The sequence below is a fragment of the Polyangium sp. 15x6 genome, assembly GCF_029960785.1.
GTDB lineage: Bacteria > Myxococcota_A > Polyangia > Polyangiales > Polyangiaceae > Polyangium.
In genome coordinates, this window is sequence record NZ_JASBQE010000033.1 from 1 (window position 1) to 25,026 (window position 25,026).

At 68.6% G+C, this 25,026-nt stretch carries 21 protein-coding genes; 9 read left to right on the forward strand and 12 right to left on the reverse strand.

Going from position 1 to position 25,026, the window contains the following annotated elements; translation table 11 throughout:
* A partial coding sequence (locus QHF83_RS24020; RefSeq protein ID WP_282420250.1) for a M23 family metallopeptidase occupies positions 1–1,777 on the reverse strand: 1,777 nt, incomplete at its 3' end.
* 95 nt (positions 1,778–1,872) lie between these two features.
* On the opposite strand from QHF83_RS24020, the gene QHF83_RS24025 reads away from it, so the two are divergent.
* The 5 genes from QHF83_RS24025 (at position 1,873) to QHF83_RS24045 (ending at position 7,337) form a co-directional block, all read left to right on the forward strand.
* The gene (locus tag QHF83_RS24025; RefSeq protein ID WP_282420251.1) at positions 1,873–2,628 is read left to right on the forward strand and encodes a tetratricopeptide repeat protein; all 756 of its coding nucleotides are present in this window, start codon (positions 1,873–1,875) and stop codon (positions 2,626–2,628) included.
* A 106-nt stretch (positions 2,629–2,734) separates the two neighbouring features.
* Entirely contained in the window at positions 2,735–3,946 is a 1,212-nt protein-coding gene (locus QHF83_RS24030; RefSeq protein ID WP_282420252.1) for a DUF2062 domain-containing protein, read from the forward strand.
* A gap of 66 nt (positions 3,947–4,012) precedes the next feature.
* Complete coding sequence (locus QHF83_RS24035; protein WP_282420253.1) at positions 4,013–5,641, forward strand: amidohydrolase; 1,629 nt, start codon at positions 4,013–4,015, stop codon at positions 5,639–5,641.
* Positions 5,638–6,972 carry an amidohydrolase family protein gene (locus QHF83_RS24040; RefSeq protein ID WP_282420254.1) on the forward strand — a complete coding sequence of 445 codons (1,335 nt, stop codon included), beginning with the start codon at positions 5,638–5,640 and terminating at the stop codon, positions 6,970–6,972. The genes QHF83_RS24035 and QHF83_RS24040 overlap by 4 nt, the downstream gene beginning before the upstream one ends.
* Positions 6,969–7,337, forward strand: a complete 369-nt coding sequence (locus QHF83_RS24045; protein WP_282420255.1) for a hypothetical protein — start codon at positions 6,969–6,971, stop codon at positions 7,335–7,337. Before QHF83_RS24040 ends, QHF83_RS24045 begins: the two co-directional genes overlap by 4 nt.
* Before the next feature lie 15 nt (positions 7,338–7,352).
* On the opposite strand, the gene QHF83_RS24050 is transcribed toward QHF83_RS24045, so the two are convergent.
* A complete protein-coding gene (locus tag QHF83_RS24050) occupies positions 7,353–8,567 on the reverse strand; it encodes a hypothetical protein (RefSeq protein ID WP_282420256.1) in 1,215 nt (404 codons plus the stop codon).
* Positions 8,568–8,598: 31 nt separating this feature from the next.
* On the opposite strand from QHF83_RS24050, the gene QHF83_RS24055 reads away from it, so the two are divergent.
* On the forward strand, positions 8,599–9,195 hold the full coding sequence (locus tag QHF83_RS24055; RefSeq protein ID WP_282420257.1) for a DUF938 domain-containing protein: 597 nt from the start codon (positions 8,599–8,601) through the stop codon (positions 9,193–9,195).
* Positions 9,196–9,324: 129 nt separating this feature from the next.
* On the opposite strand, the gene QHF83_RS24060 is transcribed toward QHF83_RS24055, so the two are convergent.
* From QHF83_RS24060 to QHF83_RS24080, 5 genes are all read right to left on the reverse strand, one after another.
* Entirely contained in the window at positions 9,325–10,965 is a 1,641-nt protein-coding gene (locus tag QHF83_RS24060; protein ID WP_282420258.1) for an amidohydrolase family protein, read from the reverse strand.
* A 143-nt stretch (positions 10,966–11,108) separates the two neighbouring features.
* Positions 11,109–12,095 carry a hypothetical protein gene (locus tag QHF83_RS24065; RefSeq protein ID WP_282420259.1) on the reverse strand — a complete coding sequence of 329 codons (987 nt, stop codon included), beginning with the start codon at positions 12,093–12,095 and terminating at the stop codon, positions 11,109–11,111.
* 124 nt (positions 12,096–12,219) lie between these two features.
* On the reverse strand, positions 12,220–13,011 hold the full coding sequence (locus tag QHF83_RS24070; RefSeq protein ID WP_282420260.1) for a hypothetical protein: 792 nt from the start codon (positions 13,009–13,011) through the stop codon (positions 12,220–12,222).
* A 42-nt stretch (positions 13,012–13,053) separates the two neighbouring features.
* Positions 13,054–14,886, reverse strand: coding sequence for an ABC transporter transmembrane domain-containing protein (locus QHF83_RS24075; protein ID WP_282420261.1), 1,833 nt, complete (start codon positions 14,884–14,886; stop codon positions 13,054–13,056).
* Between the two features lie 55 nt (positions 14,887–14,941).
* Entirely contained in the window at positions 14,942–15,862 is a 921-nt protein-coding gene (locus QHF83_RS24080) for a Ku protein (protein WP_282420262.1), read from the reverse strand.
* A gap of 45 nt (positions 15,863–15,907) precedes the next feature.
* Here QHF83_RS24080 and ligD point away from each other — a divergent pair, with 45 nt between their 5' ends.
* Positions 15,908–18,472, forward strand: coding sequence for a DNA ligase D (gene ligD / locus QHF83_RS24085; RefSeq protein WP_282420263.1), 2,565 nt, complete (start codon positions 15,908–15,910; stop codon positions 18,470–18,472).
* 6 nt (positions 18,473–18,478) lie between these two features.
* On the opposite strand, the gene QHF83_RS24090 is transcribed toward ligD, so the two are convergent.
* Both QHF83_RS24090 and QHF83_RS24095 read right to left on the reverse strand, forming a co-directional pair.
* Positions 18,479–19,093: a hypothetical protein gene (locus tag QHF83_RS24090; protein WP_282420264.1), complete on the reverse strand. Its 615-nt coding sequence runs from the start codon at positions 19,091–19,093 to the stop codon at positions 18,479–18,481.
* A gap of 12 nt (positions 19,094–19,105) precedes the next feature.
* Entirely contained in the window at positions 19,106–19,552 is a 447-nt protein-coding gene (locus tag QHF83_RS24095) for a hypothetical protein (protein WP_282420265.1), read from the reverse strand.
* A 180-nt stretch (positions 19,553–19,732) separates the two neighbouring features.
* On the opposite strand from QHF83_RS24095, the gene QHF83_RS24100 reads away from it, so the two are divergent.
* Both QHF83_RS24100 and QHF83_RS24105 read left to right on the forward strand, forming a co-directional pair.
* On the forward strand, positions 19,733–19,966 hold the full coding sequence (locus QHF83_RS24100) for a hypothetical protein (RefSeq protein ID WP_282420266.1): 234 nt from the start codon (positions 19,733–19,735) through the stop codon (positions 19,964–19,966).
* 456 nt (positions 19,967–20,422) lie between these two features.
* Positions 20,423–21,367, forward strand: a complete 945-nt coding sequence (locus tag QHF83_RS24105) for a hypothetical protein (RefSeq protein ID WP_282420267.1) — start codon at positions 20,423–20,425, stop codon at positions 21,365–21,367.
* Positions 21,368–21,421: 54 nt separating this feature from the next.
* Here the strand turns inward: QHF83_RS24105 and QHF83_RS24110 are convergent, their stop codons facing one another.
* From QHF83_RS24110 to cysN, 3 genes are all read right to left on the reverse strand, one after another.
* Positions 21,422–22,021 (reverse strand): SRPBCC family protein, encoded by a 600-nt coding sequence (locus tag QHF83_RS24110; protein WP_282420268.1) that lies wholly within the window; start codon positions 22,019–22,021, stop codon positions 21,422–21,424.
* 139 nt (positions 22,022–22,160) lie between these two features.
* The gene (hemH, locus tag QHF83_RS24115) at positions 22,161–23,054 is read right to left on the reverse strand and encodes a ferrochelatase (RefSeq protein WP_282420269.1); all 894 of its coding nucleotides are present in this window, start codon (positions 23,052–23,054) and stop codon (positions 22,161–22,163) included.
* Between the two features lie 52 nt (positions 23,055–23,106).
* Positions 23,107–25,026, reverse strand: a complete 1,920-nt coding sequence (gene cysN, locus QHF83_RS24120; RefSeq protein ID WP_282420270.1) for a sulfate adenylyltransferase subunit CysN — start codon at positions 25,024–25,026, stop codon at positions 23,107–23,109.

Here is a 25,026-nt window from a genome sequence, read left to right on the forward strand (position 1 = left end):
CGCCCGGCACAGCGGGCGCAGCGCTCCCCGCGGGCGACGGCGACGCGCCCGGCGCGGCGGCCGCGGGCGCGGGCTTCTCGGGCGGCGGCTCGGGCAAGGGGATCGCGTCGAGGCGCCGATCGAGCTCCGCCTTCACCTCGAGGAACGCGGCACGATCGCCCGGCGGCAGCACGCGCTCGCCGTCCATCTGCAGCGTCAAGGCGTCGAAGAACTTGCCGTCCTTCTTCGCGCTGAAGTGCAGGTGCGGGCCCGTCGAGCGGCCCGTCGACCCGACGTACCCCACGAGCTGGTGCACGCCGAGCTTCATCCCGACCTTGATGCCGGGCGCGAAGCGCGAGAGGTGCGCGTAGCCCGTCTGCACGCCGTTCGGGTGCATGATCGTCACCAGGTTCCCGCTCGGACCCGCGGGCCCCACCCAGTCGACCGTGCCCTTGTACGCCGAGTACACCGGCGTCCCCGTCGGCGCGCCGAGGTCCGTGCCGTTGTGCGGCATCAGCTTCTTCAGCACGGGGTGCATCCGCTTCGGGTTGAAGTGCGACGTCACCGGCGCGCCCGGGACCGGCGAGCGCCAGCCGCCCGAGTAGGGCTGTTTGCCACGATCGTCCCAGTAGCCGCGCGCCTCTTGCCCGTTGAAGAAGTAGATGCGGATCGGCTTCTCGGCGGGATCGACGGGCCTGTACTCGAGCGCGACGATCTTCTTGTATCGCGCGAACATCCCGAGCGCCGTCTCCTCCACCGCGATCACACGAACCGTGGAGCCTTCCTCGAAGGCCTCCGACGAGATGCGACCGCCGAGCGCGTCGTCGATCGTCGCGATGATCCCGTCCTCGAGGCCGCCGGCCTGATACGACGCGACGAGATCCTTGCTCACGTAAAACGCGCTCACGACCTCGGCCTCGGCGACCTTCATGTCGAGCCGCGTGCCGGTGAGGATGCCGTTCTGATCCTCGCGCGCCTGGTAGACCTCGAGCGACGAGATCTCGTACTCGAAGGCGCGCACGCGCTTCGTCGCGCGATCGAGCGCCACGAAGAACTTGTCCTTGCGGCCGCACTTGTCGAACTTCCGCGTCCCCTCGAAGGCCTTCATGATCCGGTAGGTCTGGGCCTTCGGGACGTCCTTCTCCGCGAGCGCCTCCACGAAGCTCTTGCGATCGATCGTCCCCGACACGATCTGCACCGACGGATCCTTCGCGAGCTCCGACAGCCTCCACGGCCCCGGGACCGGCTCGCGCTTCCTCTTCGTCGGCAGCGCGTTCGGACCGCCTTGTGCGTTCTCCGGCGTCGAGGCCTGGTGCGTGAGCGCGGCGCCTGCGATGAGCGCGCGCTCGTTGCGCGGCGGCACCACCTGGATCAGGAGCGCGATGATCGACGTCACCGTCGCGAGCCCGAAGAGCCCCCCGAAGATCGCCGTCATGCGCGGCGTGAGGTGCACGCCTCCGTGTGCGCGCGGCAGCGGCCTCGCCGACGGGCCTTCGAGCCCCGACGAGGGCGACGGCCCTGCGCCGCTCCCCGCGAGCCCCGAGAGCGGGCCTCGTGGCGCGGCGGGCGGGCCTTCGGCTTCGCGCCTTCGCAGGGGCACGACGAGGCGCGGACGTTTGGATCTCGAAGCGTCTGCGACGCTCCCACCCGGCTCGGGCGACGGATCGTTCAGGTCGTCGAGCTCGGGCGCTTGGGGACCCGCGCGCTCTTCGACGGGGATGATCGGCTCCGGGACGTCCGCCACGGGATGCACGTACCCCGAGCAGACGAAGGCGGCAAGGGCGGCGTGCATGCGCATGTTCGAGCATCCGCCTCGGTCGAAGTATTGGAAAACGTAGGCTTTTTTGCTGGCCCGCATCGCCGAGCCGGTCTGACCGACGTAGACTTCGCGGCATGGATGAGCGCCTCAAGGACCTGCTCCGCGTCGCGCGAGAGCACTACCAACGACGGGATTACGAGCGCGCCGAGCCCGCCCTGAGACAAGCGCTCGCGCTCCATGGCGAGCTCGCCGACGTGCACGACATGCTGGGCGTGATCCTCCATGATCGCGGGGATCTCCTGGGCGCCCGGTTTCACTTCGCGAACGCCGCGCGCATCAACCCCGCCTACACCGAGGCGCTCATGAACCTCGCGGTCACCCACGCCGACCTCGGCGACTACGATGCCGCGCGCGAGGTCTACCGGCGCATCCAGTCGGAACACACGGGCACCACCTCCGATCCTTTCGTCCGCGGGAAAATCGCCAACATGCACGCGGACCTCGCGCAGGCCTACCTCGACGCCGGCAGCCCTCGCGACGCCATCGCGGAGTTGCGCCGCGCCGTCGACCTCTGCCCGCGTTTCCCCGACTTGCAGGCTCGCCTCGGCAACCTCTACCGCGACCAGGGCAACCACGCCCTCGCGCGCGAGCACTACACCGCGGCGATCGAGGCGAACCCGCGTTACGCCCCGGCCCACGTCCTGCTCGGCCTCACGATGCTCGCCCTCGGCAGCGCCGATCAGGCCGTCACGTGCTTCCGCTCGGCGCTCGCGGTCGACCCGGACAACAAGAGCGCGAAGATGTACCTTCGCCTGGTCGAGGCCCAGCGCAACGCGCGCGCGGCCAAGCAGACCAGCCGCTCCCGCGAGGGCGCCCGAACACCCACTTGACGCTCGGGGGTTCCGCTCGGACAAGCCGAGCTGCACCCCCAAACCCCTGACGCTCGGGGGTTCCGCTCGGACAAGCCGAGCTGCACCCCCAAACCCCCCACCTCATTTGGCGACCTTTTCCTTCTGGCGCGAGGAGCTCCGGCGCGCCTTCCGTGACCTCCAAGGCGAGGACCTCTCTCCCGCGCGGCTCGGCGCCGCCGTCGCACTTGGCCTGTTCATCGGCTCGCTGCCCGTCTTCGGGTTCCACCTCCTCCTCGTCCTCGTCGTCTGCCTGAAGCTCCGCCTGCACGCCGTGCTCGCGTACGCCGCGGCGAACGTCTCGAACCCCTTTTTCGCGCCCTTCCTCATCACCGCGGAGATCCAGGTCGGAGCTCGCCTCCGCACCGGCGCATGGCTCCGCCTCGATCATCCGATCGAGGCCGGCTACCGCGCCCTCGCCGACTTCGCCGCCTACATGCTCGTCGGCGCCCCGCTCGTCGGACTCGCCCTCGCCGTCGCCGGCTTCGCCCTCACCGTCGCGTTCGTCCTCGCCAAACGCGCCATTCGCCCTGCCTCCGGCGCGCTCCCGCCCTACCGCCTCCCTACGAGCGCGCCTCCCTGGATCGTCGCCGCCGAGCGCGTCGCCTCGCGCTTCGCCTCGCCCGAGAGCTCTTCCGCCGCCGACAAAAGCCTCTTCCACTACGTCCGCATCAAGCTCTCGCTCGATCCCGTCTCCCGCCTCATCGCCGACATCGAGGGCGCGCGTGACGGCGCGCTCGGCGACGTGCTCGACATCGGCACGGGCCGCGGCCAGCTCCCGATCCTCCTCCTCGAGCTCGGCCGCGCCACGCGCGCGCATGGCCTCGACTGGGACGAGGTCAAGATCGAGGCCGCGCGTCGCGCCGCCGCCACGCGCCCCGAGGGTGGTGTCCCCGCCACCGCCACGTTTGCTCGCGAGGACGCGCGCCGCTTCGAGGCCACGCCTGCCGACACCGTCCTGCTCATCGACCTCCTCCACTACTTCACGATCGAAGAGCAGGACGCGATCCTCGGCTGCGCCGCCGACCACGTAAAACCCGGCGGCCGCTTGCTCGTCCGCGAGGCCGACACCGAGCGAGGCTTCCGCAGCTTCGCCACCTTGCTCGAGGAAAAAATCTTCACGGCCGTACGGTTCAACCGCGGCGAGCGTGTTCGTTTCCGGCCTGCGCAGAGCATCGCCGCGCTCCTCGAAGCGCGCGGCTTCCACTGCGAAATCCTGCCGGCGTGGGGCTCCACGCCCTTCTCCAACGTCCTCATCGTGGCGCGACGACCCGCGCTGGAGAATGCCCCCGCGGCGTGATCTCCCGGCAAGCGGTGATCCGCGTATGCCCCGCACGTTCGTCCGGGTGTGATACCGTCCCGCGCGATGTTTTCCCGCCGCGCGTTCCGGCTCCTATCGCCGCTGCTCCTGGCCCTGCCCGCCTGCGCCTCCTCCTCGACCTCCGCGCCTCCGAGCTCGCCTGCGCAGGCCGAGGCGCCTCCGCCCGACGTCCCCTTCCCCTGGGAAGCGCGCCCCTCCACGGCCGCGGGCATCGAAACGCCCGCCGCGGCGTCGCCGCCGGTCCTCATCCGCAATGCGACGCTCTGGCTCGCCACGGGCAAGACCATCCCGCGCGGCAGCATTCTCCTGCGTGACGGCAAGATCGCCCAGGTCGCCGAGGGTGACATCACGCCGCCCGAAGGCGCGCGGGTCATCGACGCCGCTGGCAAATTCGTCACGCCCGGCATCATCGACACGCATTCGCACCTTGGCGTGTATCCGATGCCGGACACGGTCGCGCATTCCGACGGCAACGAGGCGAGCTCGCCCGTCACGCCCGACGTGCAGACCGTCGACGGCTTCTGGCCTCAGGATCCGGCCATCGAGCGTGCCGTCGCCGGCGGCGTCACCACGCTCCAGATCCTCCCCGGCTCGGCGAACCTCATTGGCGGACGCGCCGTCACCTTGAAGCTTCGGCCCGCCCTCTCGCCCCGACAAATGCATTTTCCGGGTGCGCCCGACGGCCTCAAGATGGCCTGCGGCGAGAACCCCAAGCGCACCTACGGCAACGGCCGGCACGCGGCCCCCGGCACCCGCATGGGCAACCTCGCCATGCAACGCAAGGCCTTCCTCGACGCAAAAAAACACGAGGACGACTGGCAACGTCACCGCATCACCGAGGCGAACCGCATCCGCGAGGACCAGAAGAAACGCGCCGCCTACGAGGCCGAGGTCGAAACCCGCAAGAAGCAGCAAGCGCAATGCCAGGACGACCCGTACTTCCCGTCCTGCGCCGAATGGCAAAAAGACTGGGACAAACCCCTCGACCCCCCGAAGCCGAGCGACCCGGGCGCCGCGCCCCCGCGTGATCCGGCCAAAGAGACGCTCATCGGCGCCATGCGCGGCAGCGTCCTCGTCCACATCCATTGTTATCGCGCGGACGACATGCTCGCCATGCTCTCGCTCGCCGACGAGGTCGGCTTCCAGGTGCGGAGCTTCCATCACGCGCTCGAGGCGTACAAGATCCGCGATATCCTCGTGAAAAAGAACGTATCCATCTCCACCTGGGCCGATTGGTGGGGCTTCAAGATGGAGGCGTACGACGGCATCCCCGAGAACATCGCGCTCCTGCAGGAATCGGGGGCCCTGCCGATCGTGCACACCGACTCGCCCGAGGGCATCCAGCGCATGAACCAGGAGGCGAGCAAGGCCCTCGCCAGCGGCCGGCGCGCCGGAATGACCCTCACGGACGAGGACGCCATTCGCTGGCTCACGTACAACCCCGCCTGGGCCCTCGGCATCGAGAAACGCGTCGGCACGCTCGAAGTCGGCAAGGACGCGGACGTCGTCCTCTGGGATCGCCATCCCTTCTCGGTCTATGCCTCGGCCGAGGAGGTCTGGATCGACGGCGCCACCGTGCATCAAAAAGGCAAAAAGCGCCCACCCTGGAGCGATTTCGAGCTCGGCCAGGATACCGGCCGGCCCACGACCCTTCTGCCCGGAGGTGCGCCGTGACGAACCCCCGAAATACGTTTGTCTCGTCCCTGTTCGTCCTGACCACCGTCCTCGCGACGACGGGTGCCTTCGCGCAACCTCGTCCCGCGCAAGCTCCGGCGCCCGCGGCCGCGAAATCCGCCGAGCCTGCCGCCGCCGCGCCGATGGCGATCGTCGGCGGACGCGTCCACACGGGCACGGGCGAGATTCTCGAGGACGCCACGATCCTCGTGGAAAAAGGCCTCGTCCAGAAAATCGGAAAAGGCCTCGCCGTCCCGCCCGGCGTCACCACGATCGACGCCAAGGGCGCCATCGTCACGCCCGGCTTCGTCGACGCGCTCACGTCCATCGGCCTCGTCGAGATCTCGCTCGAGGACTCCACGCACGACGACGATCGCGGCGGCAAAGACCCCATTCGCGCCGCCTTCCGCGCCGCCGACGGCTACAACCCCGCCTCCACCGTCGTCGGCATCACGCGCGCCGAGGGCGTCACCTCCGCGGCCGTCGTCCCTCTCGGCGGCGTTTTTTCTGGACAATCCGCCTGGGCCGACCTCGACGGCGACACCCGAGAATCCGCCCTCGCCCAGGGCCCCCTCGCGCTCCACGTCCACCTCGACGGCAGCAGCCTCGGCGGCGACCGCGGCGGCCCTGCGGCGGCCTTGCTCCGCGCGCGTGAGGTCTTCGACGACGCCCGTACGTTCCAGAAAAACCGCGCCGCGTGGGAGCGCAATCAAAGCCGCCCCTTCGCGGCGAGCCGCCTCGACCTCGAAGCCGTCGGCGACGCGCTCGCCGGCCGCGTCCCGGTCGTCTTCCACGTCGAGCGCGCCTCCGACATCCTCGCCGCCGTCGCGCTCGCCAAGGAATTCGGCCTCCGCCCCGTCATCGCGGGCGGCGCCGAGGCCTGGAAAATCGCGCCACGCCTCGCCGAATCGAAGACCCCGGTGATCGTCAATCCCCTCGAACCCGGCCCCACGAGCTTCCACACCCTCGGCATGCGCGACGACAACGCCGCGCTCCTCTACGCGGCCGGCGTCCCCGTCGTCATCACCACGGCCGACACGCACAATGCGCGCAAGCTCCGCCAGGTCGCCGGCAATGCCGTCCGCGCGGGGTTGCCGCACGCGGCGGCCATTGCCGCGATTACGCGCGCCCCGGCCGAGGCGCTCGGGCTCGGCGCGAAATACGGCACGCTCGCCCCTGGCAAGGTCGCGAACCTCGTCGTCTGGTCCGGGGATCCCCTCGAAATCGCCTCACGCCCGCTCGCGGTCGTCATTCGTGGCAAGAAGGTCGACCTCGCGAACCGCCAGTCTGCTCTTTTCACGCGATACCGGAAGCTCCCCATCGCCCGGTGAACGCGCCCGCCCCGCCTCGGTTTCGCATCCGCCTCTTCATCGAGCGCCTCGCCGTCGGCCATTTCTTCGGCTACCCCCTCGCCTTCGTGTGGGCCATCGCCTCGATGCCGCTCACGATCCACCTGCATTTCGAGCGCCTCTCCGCGATCGAACACGACACCGAGGCGATGGGCCAGCTCGTCGTCCGACTCGTCGCCTGGCCTGCGGGCGTCGTATTCGTCCTCTCGCACCTCTTCGCGATCGCGTGGGGGCTCGCGCAGGAGAAGAAACGCGGGCAATGGGTCTTCTTCGGCGGATTCGGCGTGATCCTCGGGACGGGCGTCCTCTTCGGCGCGGGGAGCTGGCTCTGGCTCTACCTGCGCTGACCCCTCCGTTCGGCGCTATCGAATCTCGATGTACCGGAGATCCGCGCTCTCCTGCGGACCGTCATTGTCGCCGAGCAACCACACGGTCGAATCTTTCCCCACGGGCGCGACCGGCCCGAGCTTCGATACCGTCGCGTCCCCCTTCGTCGCGCCCTTGATCGAGATCAGCCGCCGGTTCGGCAGGTATTGCACCCGCACCTCGAGCTCCTGATCCCGCGACCATTCGAGCCCCTCGATCCGCAGGCTATCCGGCGAGCCCACCTTGAGCAGCGTCAGCGTGCCTCCCGCCTTCATCCGGAAAAACGTGCTGTCGTCCTCCAGCGCGACGAGATCGTGATCGACGACCTGCTCGTTCTGCGCGAAATGCGGCGCATACCGGATCGTCACGTCGAAATATCCCGACGGGGCCAGCGTCTCCATCTCGACGTTCAAGAGATCCGCCTCCCGAAGCACCGGCGCTCCGGTCGTCGGAATGAAGCTCGAAGGATACGTCCCCACCTCGACCTGCGCCCCGTACACGTTCACCGACGTCTGCTGCGTGATGGCCGGCGCCGCCCCGATCGCCTCCGTCGTCAATCGAAGAAGGGGCTTCTCCTCGGACGTTCTCACCTCGTACCGCTTCCATGCGGTATCGCCCACCGACGCGTAAGCATTGCCATACGCAAAATAGGCGAACGTCCCCTCTCCCTGCGCGCCGATGATCCACGCCGACGCGATCGTGCCATCCACTTCGATCCCGGGGGAGGACTGCTTTCCGGAGGAGATCAAGGACACGCCATCCATCCCCCCCGCGGGATCGGGCGCGTCCGGCACGGCCAGCATCGATTCGGCCGGCGTGGTCCAGCCGGCGCCTCCCCATCGACTGAGCGGATTCAAATTCGTCCGCTCCGTCTCCATCGCGAGCCCCCAGCCCGTCCCCACGTTGCGCGGCCGCGGCTCGTTCTTCTGGTATCCGATGCGCAGCGTATTCGGCCCGATCTGCGACGTGCGCGGCGTATCCGACCGGTTGATGTACTCGAGCCAATCCGGCATCGTGTAGACCATCTCCGGCCCGGGCTCGGTCGCCTCCCATACCAGCGGATCGCGCGGCGGCAGGCTGCCGGGGTCATCGTCGAGCGTGAGCTCGGAAGGGAGCCCGCCCACGATCTGACAGCCAAAGGAGGACATCCCGACGGCCGCGATCCACAAAGCTCGTTTTGCCTTCCATACGCGCATCTTGCTAAGCTCCACGCGCCCGAGGATACACCACCCGGAAGCCCCCATGAAGCGACGCGCCCCCGCTGCCGAGAGAAATCGCGATCCCATCCTGGACATCCTCCGCCGCGTCCTCCCGGACGGCGCCTTTACGCTCGAAATCGCGAGCGGCTCCGGCCAGCACACCGCGCACTTCGCGGCCCACCTCCCCCGCGTCACGTTCCAGCCTACGGACCCCGATCCCGACGCGCTCGCCAGCATCGACGCGTACCGCGCGGAGCTCGACCTACCGAACTTCCTCCGCCCGCTCCGGCTCGACGCCTCCGAGGACGCCTGGCCCGTCTCCCGCGCCGACGCCGTCGTCTGCATCAACATGATCCACATCGCCCCCTTCCGCGCGTGCGAGGGCCTCTTCCGCGGCGCCGCGCGCATCCTCCCCGCGGGCGGCGTGCTCTTCACCTACGGCCCTTATCGATTCTCGGGCGCGTTCACGGCCCCGAGCAACGAGGCCTTCGACGCCTCGTTACGGGAAAGGGACCCTTCGTGGGGCGTGCGCGACCTCGACGATCTCCAGCGCCTGGCGCGACAAACCGGCTTCGTGCACGAGGAGACCGTCCCCATGCCTGCCAACAATCACTCGCTCGTCTTCCGCAAGACGGCCTGAGAGGGTGCTGCCACAGGCGTCGCGAGCGGCTCGAGGCTAGGGAGGCCGAGCGAGGCGTACACTGTACGTCGAGCGAGGCCGACCGACGCATCGAGCCGCGCAGCAGCCTGTGGAATACCCTCTCAGCGATCACTCGCATTTCACGAGAGGCGCGAGTGGCGCGAAATCCCACTCGGTCAGGTTCATCCCGTCGTACGTCTCGAGCTCCGTCGAGAGGATCTGCGTGATCTCGGCCCACGTCTGCCCGAACTTGTTCGTCGTCGTGCCGCCCGTCTCGGCCACGCACGCGAACTTCGCGGCCCCGCAAATATCGAGCGCCTCGCAGCCCGGCGCCTGGGGCCCGAGCGCCGCGAGCACCGCGTCGCCATAAAGCGGCACGCCATTCACCACCACGAGCGAAACATCCTTCGGCCGCGCCGCGAGCACCGTATGGAACGGCGTGCTTGCATCCCCCGCGATCACCGTCACGTCCGCCTTTTTCCCGACCTCCAGCGACCCGAGCACGTCCGAGAGCCCCAGCGCCTTCGCCGCGTTCACCGTCACCATGCGGACCAGCATGGCCGGCGAGATCACGTCCCCGAATGCCCCGTTGTCCACCTTGTTCGCGAAACGCAGCTCGTCGAGCAGATTCTGGCTGCCGCCGAGCGACCAATCCGGCGCCAGCGCCACGTTGATGCCCAGCGACAATGCCAGCGGCACGTCCGTCGTCTTCGTCAGGTCCGTCCCGCCGCCATACAAGAACACATTCGAGCGCGGCGACCACACGAGGCTCATGCCCTTGTCCGCCATCACCGCGAACTCGTCGGGCCCGAAGGCCGTCCCGTGCACGATCGTCGTCTCGGCCGCGTACAGGCAGCCGTCCGGGTTCGTCGACGTCCCGAGCGTGGTGAACTCCTTTTTCGCCGTCTCGTCCACGCCCTCGCCGCAATGAATGACGTACGCGTCGGTCTTGTCGACGACGAAATTGCTGCAGACCGTATCCCCGCTCGACGGCGGAAACAGCGTCGAGACCTGCACCTTGTCGGCGGCGAGATCGTTCCCTTTCTGATCGATCGTCCGCGCGAGCGACCCATAACACGTCTTGTCGATCGGGTTCGCCGCGCCGGCGATGCTCGTCGTCCCGGCGACGAGCCCCTTCATCTCGCCGTACTTGTTCATCTCGCAGCCGAAGCCCGGGTCGAGGTTCGGCGTCCCCTCGCCGTTCAGGTATTGCTTCGCGTCGACCATCGCCTTGTAACGCGGCTCGTTCGGCCACTGGTTGTGATTGCCGTACGGCTTCGAGGGGCTCCAGTCCGACTCGTCGAAGATGTCGAACAGGATGTGGTTGTGCGTATCGATCATCCCCGGCAGGATGACCCCGTGTGTCTTGACGACCGTCGCGTCCGCGGCGCCCGGCGCGTCCTCGCACGATGGGCCCACGCACGTCAGCGTATCGCTCTCGATGAGCACCTCGCCCGCGAATGCCTTGTCCGGGGTGACCACACACCCGATGAGGCGCAGCTTTCCGGGCATCCCCACCTTGGACACCTCGGGCGGACTCATGTCGGCCACACAATCGGTCTCGACCGGGGTGGCGTCGCCGCCGCCGCCTCCGCCTGCGCCGCCGCCTGCGCCGCCGCCCCCGGTTCCGCCCGCGCCGCCCATTCCTCCGACGCCGCCCATTCCTCCGACGCCGCCCGCGCCCCCGACGCCGCCCGACCCGGCGTCGCCGCCGCTTCCCCCATTGCCCTCGTCGACGTCCACGGGGAGGGGGTTGCTCGGCGTAAGCACCGGCTCTTCCGAACAACCCGCGACCGAGACCAACCCAAGGGCCCAAAGGACGAAGGTTCGGGAGGATGCCACGGGTCGAATGTACAGGTTTTCCCTCCGAACCGCACTCCGTTTTTCGTGACATCTCGATGGCACGCGGCGCGTCAATTCGCGGCGCGCACCACCAAAAGCGGACCCCGGAGCGAGCTGCCATCGAACCGATCGTCGAGGAAAACAGACCCGCCATCCTTTTCCACCACGATTGCGCGGACGCCCTGGTCGGTCGCGACGAGCGCCCGGTCCCCGGCCGTGACCAGGTCGCGCGAGAAAAACGTACCAGCGCGACGAACCTTCCCCCCGAGCGCGACCGCGGACGCGCTCGGCCCTCCGTTTTCCTCCCCCGGCTCCACGACCCACAACGTATTCGTCGACAGCACGAGCGCTGCCCCCGAGAGCACCTCCGCCGCCTCGATCCGCTCGATCCCCGGCCCGACCCCGAGCATCACCGCCGCCTCCGCGCCCTCCGCGTCCACCTTTCGCATCGCGACATCGCCTTCCACCACGTCCCAGAGCAGCCCGGATTCGGCCGACAGCGGAACGAATCGCGCGGTCGGCGGCGCGAGCGCCGGCTCTCCCAGGTCGAGCCCCGTCGTCACGACCAACCCGCCTTCCGTCATCGTCGCCGACAGCCGCGTCAATCGGTCATCGCTCACGCCGTAGGAAAACACCTCGACCCGGTCCCCTTCCCTCCACACCGAAGCGGGCCGCGGCGCGTAAACACCCTTTGCGATCGTACCTTCCCGCAGCACCTTCCACCGCGGCCCGTACGTCGCCTGCTCGAACACCCAGAGCCCCTCGTCGGCCGCGAAAAGCGCCGCGCCCCCATCCACCCACGCCGCGTGCTGGCACGGGCCCACCGCGCCTGCGTCGAGTGCACACACGCGGATCTCTCCGCCCGACGCATCCTCATTTTCTTCGAGCACCCACAATCGCGCCCCGTCCGGATCCACCGTCACGTCGCGCGGCGTCCCTCCGCCCCCTTCGGCCGAGCTCGTCACGGCCCCGGTCTTCCCATCGAAGACCACGACCTCCCCGTTCAGGCCAAACCCTACACCATACCACACTTCATCGGCGGGAGAAATATGTTTCACCTCCAACGGATTCTGCTCCCGGCACGCCGACACCCCAAAAACCCCGAGCATGAGCACTGACCATCGCGTCATGCCCCTTCATCGACGCGAGGCCCTCGGCAGTTGCGCGGAATTCTCTCGGACCTTACGGACAGCGAATCCGCGTAGGCAATGGCTCACACCGCGCCACGCCCTTGTGCAGCACGCAACAGGATTCGTGTGCCCCGTGGCACGGACAATCCTTCGGTTTCGTCCCATCGCCGCAGAGGACGCCGCGCGTCTTCTCGAACTCGGCCTGCTCGGCCCGCAAAAGCGGCAGCTCCTTCGACGAGAGCTGTGCGAGGGCCCGCGCCACCTCGGGTTTTCGTTTCTCCCCCGCGGGCAGCGTCTCGAGCAGCGCTCGCGCCTTGCAAACCGCCGCGCGCCCGTCCATCCGCGCGTCCCCGAGCGCCGCGCTCGCCAATCGCGTCCGCTCGCTCGTCGAAAGCTGCGCGGCGTTCGCCGCCTCGATCGCCTCACCGACCGCGCCCGACTCCACGGACGCCACAGGACGCGCCGGCTCCGCGGACGGGCTCTCCGCGCTGCTCTCGCGCAAGCGATCCTCGATCTCGCGCACGAGCCCGTCTTTGTTCTCGGCGACGTGCCCATACGCCACCACGGCCACGACGACCGACGCGAGCGCCACGGCCACGCGCACGAGCTCCATCTTGGTATACGCGAGCCAGCGCAAGCGCCGCGGCGCCCGTCCCTCGCGCGTGCTCCGTGCCACGAGCTCGTCCGCGAACACAGGATGATCGTCGAGCGGGATCCACGCCTCCTGCCCCTCGGGACGCACCCGCGTGGACGAAGGCAAACCTCGCTTGATGGCCCAGAGCACGGCCTCCTCGCTCATCGGGCCGATCTTCCTGTCGCCGTCTTGGAGCTCCCATCCGGGCATGATGGTTCAGCGTGAGACTACCATGAGTTCAGCGGCCGGGGCTCAAAGAACCTGCGCCCCTTCGGATGTCGGGACGAGCGACAATGGGCTGACCGAGTGTGCCCTCGCACCCTCCCGCCCCCCTTCGAGCTGCCGCTCCACGAGCTTCCGATAAAGCCCGCCTTGCTGCATCAGTGTCGCGTGGTCGCCGCTCTGGACGATCTTTCCATCCTCGATCACGACCACCCGGTTCGCGCCCATCACCGTCGACAATCGGTGCGCGATGATCAGCGTCGTCCGCCCCTTCATCAATCGGTCGAGCGCTTCTTTCACGAGGTGCTCGCTCTCCGCGTCGAGCGCGCTCGTCGCCTCGTCGAGCACCAGGATCCGTGGATCCTTCAGCACCGCGCGCGCGATCGCCACCCGCTGCTTCTGCCCGCCCGACAGCTTCACGCCCCGCTCGCCCACGAGCGTCGCATATCCCTCCGGGAACTTCGACACGAACTCGTGCGCGTTCGCCGCCCGCGCCGCCGCCTCCACCTCGGCCTCCGTCGCGGTTGTCCGGCCATACCGAATGTTGTCCGCCACGCTGCACGAAAATAGCATCGGCTCCTGCGACACCACCCCCACGTTGCGCCGCAGCCATTCCGGCGAGAGCTCCCGCAGATCCTTTCCGTCGAGCGCGATGCGCCCCTCGGTCGGATCGTACAGACGCAAAAGCAGCGCCGCGATCGTCGATTTCCCCGACCCCGACGGGCCCACGAGCGCCACCACCTCGCCCGACGCGATCGCGAGATCGAGGTCCCGGAGCACCGGCACGTCCTTCCGCGAGGGATACGCGAAGCTCACGCGCGAAAGCTCGATCCGCCCCTCCACCGACCCGGGCCGCGCGCCCTCCGCCAGCGGGATCGTCGGGGGACGATCGATCAATTCGAACACCCGCTCCGCCGCGCCCGACGCGCGCATCAGGTCCGCCCAGAGCTCGCTCATCCCGCCGAGCGAAAACGCCACCATGAGCGTGTAAATCAAGAATGACGTCAATCCGCCCGGCGTCATCGCGCCCTGTGACACGAGCCGCCCGCCATACCAGAGCACCAGCGCGAGCGCCGCGAATGCCGCGAACGACGAGACGCTCATGAACACGGAGCTCGTCACGATGCGCCGCCATACCACGGCGAATGCGTCCCATACCGCCTTCGTGTATCGCCCCGCCTCCGTCTTCTCCGCGGCGAACGCCCGCACCGTCCGAATGCCCGCGATCGTCTCCTCGGCGACCTCGTTCGCTCGGGCGAGCGCGTCCTGCGCCTCGCGCGACAGCTTGCGCACGCGGCGCCCATACGCCACCGCGCCCAGCGCCACCGGCGGTACCACCCCGAGCATCACGGCCGTGAGAATGGGTGACGTGTAGACGAGGAACCCGACGCCGCCGAGCACCTGCGCCGCGAAACGCAGCCCCATCGAGATGTTCACGCTCACCGCGTTTTGCACGAGCGTCGTGTCCGCCGCGAGCCGGCTCGTCAGCTCGCCCGTCTTCCGCTCGTCGAAGAACGCGATCTCCTGCGCGAGCAACTGCTCGAAGAGATCCCGCCTGAGCCGTGTCACGACCCGCTCGCCTGCGCTCGTGAAACACACGAAACGCAGCGCCGTCGAGACCGCCTGCACGGCCGCCAGCACGACCAGCGCGAGCGCCGCCCGGTCGATCGTCCAGAAGCCGTCCGCCTTGCTCACGGCGCGATCCAGGATCACCCGGAATGCCTGCGGAACGAGCAGACCCATCAGCGTCCCGATGACCAGAAACACGGTCCCGGCCGCGAGCCGCGTAATCTCCGGGCGAGCGAGCCCGAGCAAACGACCGAGGGACGCATTCGTCGAGGCAGGTTTGTCCGGATCTCCCATGATCCGGCATTATATACCACGGAGCACGCCCGCGGACGACGCTGCTTGCTCTACGTCAGCCTGCTTTCCTCTCGCGCTCGCGCGGCGCGCGCCTCGGCGCGGCCTTCTTCACCGACGGACGCGGGCGCGCCTCCTCGACGGGCGCCTCCTCCGCTGCGGGCGCTTCTTCTTCCTTCGGCGCGGGTGCCGCTGCGGCCGGCGCCTTGTGCTTTCCGGCGAGGCTCTGCTTCAGCGCCTCGAACAGATCGATGATCTGCGCCTGCGGCTCGGCCGGCGGCAGCGAAATCTCCTGCCCCGCCACCTTCTTCTCGATGAGCCCCGTCAGCCGCTCTTGATATTCGTCGTGGTAGTTCTCCGGGTGGAACGCGTCCGTCGACAGCTCGCCGATGAGCCGGTCCGCGAGGTCCTCTTCTTGCGCCCGGAAGTCCACCTTGGCCGGCGGCGCGATCTCCTCGAACGACCGCACCTCGTCCGCGTAATAGACCTGGTGCATGATGAGCCCGCCCTTGTACGGCCGCAAAAGGACGAGCTGATCCTTGCCGCGGACGCCATACCGGCCGACCGCGATCTTCCCCGTCCGCTCCATTGCATCCGCGAGCAGCTTGTACGCCCGCGCGCCGCCCTTGTCCGGGCCCAGGTAATTCGTCTTGTCGACGTAAAGCAGGTCGACGGTCTCGGCTGGGACGAACTCGACGATGTCGATCCGGTCCGTTCGCTCGGCGCGCACCGCGTCGAGGTCCTGATCCGTCACCTCGACGTATTGCTCCCGCGCGTACTCGAACCCTCGCATCGTGTCCGATCGCTCGACCACCTCGCGGTCGTACGGACAGAACAATTGCTGCTTCACGCGGGTCCCGCATTTCTTGTGAAGCATGTGAAAGCCGACGCCGTGGGAAGACGTGGCCGTGTACATCTTGACCGGAATGGAAACAAGGCCAAACGAGATGGTCCCCGTGCCCGTGGATCGCGCAGCCATGCGCATCGATCCTTGCAAAGGTCGTGGACGATCCCGGAGGCCCCTGTGGACGGATCGGCGAAGCTCGCAGCATATCGGAAAAAGCGTGATCCCGGGCAAACCCCCGAGCCCTTCGGCGGCCCTGCCGGCTCGCCCGGCGCCACGATGGAAGGCGCGTATGTCGTGCACCTGCACGACGCTCGCCGCCGCCATTACGACCTGCGCCTCGAGGTGGGCGGCGCGCTCGAGAGCTTCTCCGTGCCCAAGGGGCCCACGCTGAATCCGGGCGAGCGCCGCCTCGCCGTCCGCACCGAGCCGCACCCCCTCGAATATCTCCATTTCGAGGACGTCATCCCCGAGGGCAATTACGGTGCCGGACCCATGATCGCCTGGGACACCGGCAGCGTTCGGTACCTGGACGAACCCGCCGAAGACCAGTTACGCAAGGGCAAACTCGAGTTCGAGCTTTCGGGCCACAAGCTCCACGGCCGCTTCCTCCTGGTCCGGCTGAAGGACTCGGACAAGGACTGGCTCCTCTTCAAGAAACACGACGCCTTCGCGGCGCCCGGACACGACATCGTCCAGGAAAAACCGCGCTCCGTCCTCTCCGGCCTCGACATCGGCGAGCTCGGCCACGCCTCGGACATCGCCTCCGAGCTCGAAGCCCGCGCCGCGGCCCTCGGCGCGCCCACGGGTTCCATCGAGCCAAACATGGTCCCCATGCGCGCCTGCCCGGCGCCGAAGGGCTCGCTCGGCTCGAACTACGTCTTCGAGCTCAAGATGGACGGCGTCCGCTGCATTGCCCGGAAAAACGGCTCGGACGTCCTCCTCCAGTCCCGAAACCTGCGCGACGTCTCGCGCGTCTATCCCGAGGTCGCGCGCGCCGTCCACAAGCTCGCCGCCGCCCGCCTCGTCCTCGACGGCGAGATCATTGCCCTCGACCAGGCCGGGCAGCCGAGCTTCCAGCGCCTCGCCCAGCGCATCCACCTCGCGAAGAGCGCCGACATCCGCCGCGCCGAGACCCGGATTCCCGTCCTCTACGTGGTCTTCGACCTGCTCGCGATCGGCGACCGCGACCTGCGCCGCCTCCCCCTTCACGCGCGCAAGGAGCTCTTGCAAAGCCTCGTCCGCGCGCCTGGCGAGATTCGCACCCTCGACATGATCGAGGGCGACCCCACCATGCTCTTCGATTTCTGCCGCGAGCGCCACATGGAGGGCCTCGTCGCCAAGCGCCGCGACGCCCCCTATCGCCCCGGCCCCGCGCGTTCGTACGATTGGATCAAGCTCAAGTGCGAGCGCGACGACGATTTCGTGGTCGTCGGATATACCCTCGGCGAGGGCGGCCGCGCCCGGCTCGGCGCGCTCGACGTCGCTGCCTACGAGGCCGGCGAGCTGCGCTACCGCGGCAAGGTCGGCAGCGGCCTCGACGCGGCCTCGATCGAAGCCCTGCTCGCGCGCCTCACGCCCCTGCGCACGGACAAACCCACCGCGCGTGGCCCGTACAACGCCGCGCCGCGTGGCCGCATCCACGTGCGCCCCGAGGTTGTCGTGTCCGTACGTTTTTCCGGGTATACCGACGACGGCAACCTGCGCTTCCCGGTTTTTCGCGGGATCCGGGACGACGTCGCGCCCGAGGAGTGCGTGGTCTCGCCGCACGCCGACAAGGAGGAGACCGAGATCGAGCGCCTCGCGGCCGAGGCCGCTCACACGGGCGGCGCCGCGGGCGGGCCGACCAAGGTCCCCGTCGGCAATCCCGACAAGGTCCTCTTCCCCGGGGACGGCATCACGAAGCGGGACATCGTCGAATACTACGCCGCCGTCGCGCCCGTCCTCCTGCCGCACCTCCGCGACCGACCGGTCATGCTCGTGCGGTATCCCGACGGCATCACCGGCAAGTTTTTTTATCAATGGAACATCCCCGCGGGCGTGCCCGACTGGGTGCCCACGCTCCGCGTCCGCTTGCCAGGGCGCGAGGACGAGATGGAGGTCTTTCACATCCGCGACGAGGCCACGCTCCTCTACGTCGCGAACCTCGGCACGATCCCCATTCACGTGATCGCCTCGCGCGTCCCGCACCTCGAAGAGGCCGATTTCTTCAACATCGACCTCGACGTCAGCGGCGGGACGTTCGCCCACGTCATCACCCTCGCGCGCTCGCTCGAGGAATTGCTCGCTCAGATCGGCCTCACCGGGTTCCCCAAGACGTCGGGCCAGTCGGGCCTGCACGTCTTCGTCCCGCTCGGACCCGCGATCTCCTACGAGACGGCGCGCGCCCTCGCCGACCTGCTCGGCCATATGCTCGTCCGGAAACACCCCGACATCGCCACCATGGAGCGCTCGAAGCAGCGCCGCGGCCCGCGCGTCTATGTCGATACCGGACAAACCGGCGCGTCGCGCACCATCGTCGCCCCCTACGCCGTGCGCGCCGTGCCGGGCGCGCGCGTCTCCACGCCGCTCACCTGGGACGAGGTGGACGATACGCTCGATCCGCGCGCCTTCGACATCCGCACGGTCCCCCGCCGCGTCGCGCGTATCTTCGATCCCATGGCGCCGCTCCTCACGGAGACCCCTTCCGTGCTCGCGGCCATCGAGCGGCTCGAAAAGCTCGCCCTCGGCCGCCACGTCGCCTGATTCCCCTCACGACCGCTTCCAGACGAACGCCTCCGTCGGCACGAGCGTCACGTTCGTGAGGCCGTATTTGTCGCGCATCGCGAGCACCCGCTCGGTCGCCACGAGGCAACCGCCGAAGCCCCAGGGGACGAACACGTCCTCGCCGCTCCACGTCGGCTCGTCGATCGTGTATCCCTCGACGAGCGTGACCTCGGCCCCGCCCATGCATTGCAGGCAATCCGACTCGCCTTCCCGCGCCACGCGGCTCCGCTTCGGGTCGATCTGCGTCATTCCGTATCCGGCGAGCGCGAGGTGATACCGGGAATGCGGCGCGGCCGATTCCGGGTGCACCATCCGGATCTCGACCTCCTTCAGCCCGTGCAGCCCCGAGAGCTTCTCGGCGCGCCAGCCTTCGAGGAATCGCTCGGACACCAGCAAATCGAGGCCTGGCCCGAACGCCACGTCCCCGAGGCCCTCCCCGCGCGCGAAAAGCTCGGCCCGGAGCGGCGGGATCCATTCCTTTTCGGTGAGCGCGCGCCCGCACGCCGGGCACGTGAGCCCCTCTTTGAACTGCGGTTCGAGCGGGACGAACGCCGTCTCGTGGCTCGACCCGGAGCTAGGCTGCAAGACGAAGAACTTCATACGGCCTGCAGTCTACGACGAGCCCCCCTCCTCGCGCCGCATCTCCTCGACGAGCGTCCGCGCTTCGGCCTCCGTGGCACAAAAGAAGAGGGGGCGCTTCGACCGGTTCGGCCTCAGGATCAGCAGCGCCTTGGCCACCATGTTGGCCAGGAGACGCTGGCGAAAGCTCCCCCCGTACAGGATCGTCGCGCGCAAGAGCTGCTTGACGTCCCGCTGGATGGCGAGCTTGCTTGCCTCCTCGTTCACCCGCCCGAGCCGCGAGATGTCCGAGATCCAGAAGAGCCGCCGCCCCGTGCGCGCCGCGAGCTCTTCCACCAGATCGAACATGCACGCCATGTCGGCGCCGGAGACGTCGCCCACGTCGCCCAAAAAGAAGAGGTCCGGCTCCTCGAAGCGATAGCGGTGCGGACTTCCCGCCCGGAGCGGCAACCAATCCTCCTCGACCTCCGGCTTGACCATGCCTCGACGTACCCTTCCGGACGTGCCGTGAAACTTCTCCTGATGGGGGAAGATACCGACTTGCGCCGGCCCGTGCGAGCAAAGTGGCCCTCGGATACGCCCCTCCCGAGCGCAACGCCTGCGCTCGACCTCCGCAGTCGTGGTAGGACGGGGCGAGAACCCGCAACCGAGGAGTTCATCATGCGACGCGCCCTCCAGACCTTCGTGCTCACCTCCTTCCTTGGCCTCGCCCTCGCCGCCTGTGCGGGCTACTCACCGGAGGAAGCCCAGACCAAGTGCGACCTCGAGCGCGCCGCCAAGGCCGCCTGCGTGAACGACGCGGCCTACCAGCAGTGCTTGAGCTGCTTCGAAGAGTGCGGCGATAGCTGCGCCATCGCCGAGTCCTGCCCCATCCAGTACATCTGTTCCGAGTAATTCTCCCCACGCGGCGGCTCCACACGGCTTCACGACGTGGTTTGGAGCACGAAACCTCCGCGCAACCTCCCAAAAAAGAACGGCCTTGTCGCTTTCGTCCGGACGAATGGCCTCCCCAACACATGTAGGGGAACAGGGGAGGTCTGATCGGCGCTCGCCGGCCCGGCCTCTCCGGGGCTTCCGAGGACCCCGGTCCTCGTGCCCCTGGTCGGCCGCGGTGTCCGAGTTTCGCTCGGCGTCTGGGCAAAAAACATCCGCGCGTGCAAGGGCACCGCGGCCGACCAGGGGCAGGCCCCAGGAGGGCGTAACCGTCCTACCGCCCTGGTCACGATCACTCGGCACTGTGCACCTGGCCAAACCAAAAAGTGCATACGCCAGAAAGAGTCTCGTTGCCTCGGCCTTTGGGACAGTGAAATCTTCCTGGGGTTTGCCCCGTCCAACGCGCCGTAAAACGCCATGACCTTCGACCCCTTCCTCCACGACGAGCCGCCCGACACCCGCCACGACGCACCGACGAAGCGCGCGATGGAAGGGCTCTTCGCCGACGAAGTCGCGTCGAGCGACGGGCCCGCGACACGCGCCATGAGCCCGGACGAACGGGAGATGGCGCTACACGGGCACGAAGGAGGTCGATACGAAGGCGACGCGGAAGCCTGGGACGACGACGAACCCGCCGAGCCCGTCTTTCCCCCGGCATTCGCGGACTCCGATGACGAAGATACAGCCCTCGCCGAGCTCGCCGGGTTGTCAATACGGGATGATCGGAAGACGTTACCCTCGGCCCGCTTCACGCACCTCGGTGAACCCCTCGCCCCGCCCCGTTACGCCGACCTCGGCTGGGAAAACTCGGTCTGTACGGACGAACCCGTGACGTCCTCGGACGAAACCCCCCTCCCGGGCTCCGAGGAGCCGCCCATTTCCTCGCCGTCGATCTGGGGACGGGTGCAGCAGTTCGTCGCGCGCCTCGCCCTGAAGCGCCCGGCGCCGAACCCGGCGGCCTCGCACGCGCGGAGCACGGCGCGCGCGGTCGCGGAGCTCGTGTGGACGATGGAGGACACGGACCTCGAGGTGCTCGCGGCGCATATCGAGCGCGTGACCTCGCTGCGCCAGCTCGGCCCGGAAGCTTACGCGGAAGCGAGGATCCTCGACGCGCTCGGCACGCTGGAGTCGGAGGACCGCGCCGCGGGCGGCATCCCGCTCACGGCGCTGCGCGCGCACATGCCCGAGGTGTCGCGCGGCGCGCTCGACGCGGCGCTCTTGCGCCTCGAAGAACGCCGCTTCCTCGCGCTCGCGCCCGCGGAGGACGTGCCGGAGCGTGACGCGCTGCGCGACCCGAAGCGAGGTTTGCTCGGTCGCTGCGCGCTGCTGGCGCCTTCGACGATGGGACGGTCACGGATTTGAGCCCTCTCCCCTGCCCCTCTCCCGCCTGCGGCAGAGGGGTTTGGGGTGAGGAGCTCACTTCATCTTCGCCGCTTCTTCGCCGACGCGCTCGAACAGCTCCGGAATCGCCTTCTTCTGGGCGGCTTCGCGGATCCAACCGGGCAGGGCGGTGTTCGGCTCGGCGTGCACCGTGTACACGACGAGGCTCTTCTTGCCGCCGTCGTGCGGCTTCACCTCCCAGCTCCCCTGGTTGAACTTGTAGTCGCCGCGCAGAAGCTTCCAGCGCCGCGACATGCCCTGGTCGCTCACCTCGTGCACGGCCTCGGTCACGGCCGTCAGGTTCGACAGCGGGAACGGCATCTCGATCGTCACCTCGCAGGTGTGCTTGTTCCCTTCCTGCTTGACGAGCCGCGAGGCCTCGATGCGTGGCATGCGCTTCTTGTAACTCGCGCACTCGGAGACCACCTGCCACACCTTCTCGGGCGGCTGATCGATCACGCCCTTCGCCACGACCTTCGGCGTGTCGCTGCCCTTCACCTCGATCATGCGGATGTCGGGCGGCGCCGAACCTCCGGCGAGGGCGTCGGGTCCGAGCAACGTCGTGCCGACGAGGGCTGCGCCTGCCAGAACGGCGAGGGCGCCGCGCGGGAAGAGAATCGATCGTTCGCGTTCCATCTGTGCGGGCCTCCGGTCGTGACAGATCGAGAACTATCAGTGGAGCCGCGCGCAGGACAAGTCCCCGCAGCATGGAGGCATGCAAAGATTCCGGCTGTTCGTCACGTACGTTTTCCGGTGTGGCTGTCGCCGCCAAACCCTACCGGTCGAGCTCCCGCCGGACGACGGCCTCGAGCGCGTCGATGAAGCGGGGCCGGTCGCACACCGCCTTCGCCCGGTAGAACCGCCCGAGCCCCGCCTTCGCGGCGATCTTCGGCGCCTCGATGTCGAGGTCGTAGAGCGTCTCGACGTGCTCGGCGAGAAACCCGATCGGGGCGACGAGCACGGCCCCTGCGCCCTTCTGCGCGAGATCGGCGAACGTCTCGGCGAGGTCCGGCCCGAGCCACGGCTCGGCGCTCGCGCCCTGGCTCTGGAAGGCGATCCGCGTGGAAAAACCGCGCGCCTCGAACCGCGCCGCCACGGCGCCGGCCATTTCGCGGAACTGCGCCTCGTATTTGTCCCCCATGGCGATCACCCGGCGCGGCAGGCTGTGCGCCGACAGGACGATCGGCACCGCCGTTTGCTCCTCCGCGGCCGCGGCGACGAGCGCCTCGTCGATCGTCTCGACGAACGCGTCGATCAGCGCCGGCTCCATGCCCCAGGCCGGCACGGCGCGGATCGTGAGCTCCGGATGGCTCGCGGCGGCCTCGCGGACGGGCCCGTGATACGCGTCGACCGATTGCGGCGCGAGCGGGAGCGAGACGATCGTCCGCGCGCCCTTCGCGACGAGCCCGGGCAGGACCTCGCTCGGATACGGATGCCAGAGCCGGCCCGAGACGGCGACCGGAATGCCGAGCCGAGCTTCGAGCGCGCGCGCTTGCGCCTCGGTGATGGCCATGAGCGGCGAGCCGCCGATCACCTCGAACCGGTGTGTGACCTCCGCGACGAGCTCGGGCGGCGACGGGCGGCCCCGGCGGATGTTGTTCAGAAACGCGGGAATGTCGGCGGTGCGGGAGACGGTCCCGTGGCAGGAGACGAGGACGGCGGTCGACATGGGCCGTGTGTATAGGGCAGCGCGGGGGCCGCGACCAGCCACCCGCTACGGCCTACACGATCCGCCCGCGCCGTTCGAGCTCCCGCACGATTTTCTCGGCGCATTCGGCCACGCTCCATTCGTGGCTCGGCAGGACGAGGTCCGCGTCCTCGGGCGGCTCGTAGCGGAAATCGAGGCCCGGCACGTTCGATACCTTGCCCGCCTCGGCGTCGCGGTAAATCCCGCTGCGATCGACCTCCCGGCACCATTCGAGCGGCGCGGCGAGGTGTACCAGGAAAAACCGCTCCGGGCCCACGAGCTCGCGCGCCCGCCGGCGGACGGCGTCCTCGGGCGCGACCAGTGAGGCCACGCAGATGAGGCCCGCGTCGTTCAGGAGCTTCGCGACCTCCATCGAGCGGCGCAGGTTCTCCGAGCGGTCCGAGGCGGAGAAGCCGAGGTCCCGGTTCATCCCGTGCCGCATCGATTGCCCGTCGATCGCCACGACCGCGCGGCCGAGATCGAACAGCCTGCGCTCGACCTCCCGCGCCACGCTGGTTTTTCCGGACCCCGCGAGCCCCGTGATCAGGATTGTCGTGGGTCGCTGCCCATAACGTTTTTCCCGCTCCTCGCCCGTGACCGCGCTCTCCGTCCGCGTGAGCCTCCCTTGCGCCGGATCGTCCCAGCGCCCCTCGCCGCTCTCGACGATCATCCCGGCGCCGACGGTTCCATTCGTCACGCGGTCGATCACGATGAACGCGCCCGTCGCGCGGTTTTTCGTGTACGCGTCGAACAGCAGCGGCCGGCTCGTGCGCAGCTCCACGCGGCCCATCTCGTTCAGCGCGAGCGCCGGCGCGTCGCTCTTCTCCAGCGTGTTCACGTCCACGCGGTGCACGATCCGCGTCACGCTGCCCGGCGTGCGCAAGGGCCCGTGCTTGATCCAGTATTCGCGCCCCGGCACCATCGGCCGCTCGTCCATCCACACGAGCATCGCGAACACGCGCGTCGAGATCTCGGGCCGATTGTCCGAGTGACACAATACATCGCCACGGCTCGCGTCGATCTCGTCTTCGAGCGTCAGCGTCACCGACATCGGCGCCGCGGCCTCGGCGAGATCCCCCTCCCACGTCACGATCCGCGCGACCTTGCTCGCGCGCCCGGACGGCAGCGACACGACCTCGTCCCCGACCCGCACCGAGCCCGAGGCGATCGTCCCGGCAAACCCGCGAAAATCCAGGCTCGGCCGGTTCACGTATTGCACGGGGAATCGCAGGTCCACCGTGTTCGACGCCTCGCCCTGCGGCACCGTATCCAGCAATTCGAGCAGCGGCTCGCCCTCGAACCAGGGCATGGCCGTGCTCTTCTCGACCACGTTGTCGCCCACGAGTGCGCTCATCGGGATGAACCAGTGGTGCCGGTCCGGCAAATGGCCCGCGAATTCGAGGTATACGCGCCGGATCTCCTCGAAGACCTCCCGCGAATACCCGACGAGGTCCATCTTGTTCACGGCCACCACGACCTTGCGAATCCCGAGCAGGCTCGTGATGAACGCGTGCCGCTTCGTCTGCGTCGTCACGCCCTTGCGCGCGTCGATCAGGATCACCGCGAGCTCGGCCGTGCTCGCGCCCGTGGCCATGTTGCGCGTGTATTGCTCGTGCCCGGGCGTGTCCGCGATGATGTACTTGCGCCGCGCCGTCGAAAAATACCGATACGCGACGTCGATCGTGATCCCCTGCTCGCGCTCGCTCTTCAGGCCGTCGACGAGCAGGGCGAGGTCGATCGCGCCGCCCTGCGTGCCGAAGATTTTGCTGTCCTTGGCGACGGCGGCGAGCTGGTCCTCGTAAATGCCCTTCGTGTCGTGCAGCAGCCTGCCGATCAGCGTGCTCTTGCCGTCGTCGACGTTCCCGCACGTGAGGAAACGCAAGAGCTCCTTGCGCTCGTTCCGCGCGAGGTAGGCCTCGATGTCGGTCTTTGCGAGGTCTTCTTCGTGGCTCAT

Excerpts from the sequence above, each read along its gene's own strand:
- QHF83_RS24095 (WP_282420265.1), bottom strand. The coding sequence starts at position 19,552 with ATGGTCAAGCCGGAGGTCGAGGAGGATTGGTTGCCGCTCCGGGCGGGA.
- QHF83_RS24035 (WP_282420253.1), top strand. The coding sequence starts at position 4,013 with ATGTTTTCCCGCCGCGCGTTCCGGCTCCTATCGCCGCTGCTCCTGGCC.
- QHF83_RS24105 (WP_282420267.1), top strand. The coding sequence starts at position 20,423 with ATGACCTTCGACCCCTTCCTCCACGACGAGCCGCCCGACACCCGCCAC.
- QHF83_RS24070 (WP_282420260.1), bottom strand. The coding sequence starts at position 13,011 with ATGCCCGGATGGGAGCTCCAAGACGGCGACAGGAAGATCGGCCCGATG.
- QHF83_RS24080 (WP_282420262.1), bottom strand. The coding sequence starts at position 15,862 with ATGGCTGCGCGATCCACGGGCACGGGGACCATCTCGTTTGGCCTTGTT.
- QHF83_RS24100 (WP_282420266.1), top strand. The coding sequence starts at position 19,733 with ATGCGACGCGCCCTCCAGACCTTCGTGCTCACCTCCTTCCTTGGCCTC.
- hemH (WP_282420269.1), bottom strand. The coding sequence starts at position 23,054 with ATGTCGACCGCCGTCCTCGTCTCCTGCCACGGGACCGTCTCCCGCACC.
- QHF83_RS24090 (WP_282420264.1), bottom strand. The coding sequence starts at position 19,093 with ATGAAGTTCTTCGTCTTGCAGCCTAGCTCCGGGTCGAGCCACGAGACG.
- QHF83_RS24110 (WP_282420268.1), bottom strand. The coding sequence starts at position 22,021 with ATGGAACGCGAACGATCGATTCTCTTCCCGCGCGGCGCCCTCGCCGTT.
- QHF83_RS24055 (WP_282420257.1), top strand. The coding sequence starts at position 8,599 with ATGAAGCGACGCGCCCCCGCTGCCGAGAGAAATCGCGATCCCATCCTG.
- QHF83_RS24075 (WP_282420261.1), bottom strand. The coding sequence starts at position 14,886 with ATGGGAGATCCGGACAAACCTGCCTCGACGAATGCGTCCCTCGGTCGT.
- cysN (WP_282420270.1), bottom strand. The coding sequence starts at position 25,026 with ATGAGCCACGAAGAAGACCTCGCAAAGACCGACATCGAGGCCTACCTC.
- QHF83_RS24025 (WP_282420251.1), top strand. The coding sequence starts at position 1,873 with ATGGATGAGCGCCTCAAGGACCTGCTCCGCGTCGCGCGAGAGCACTAC.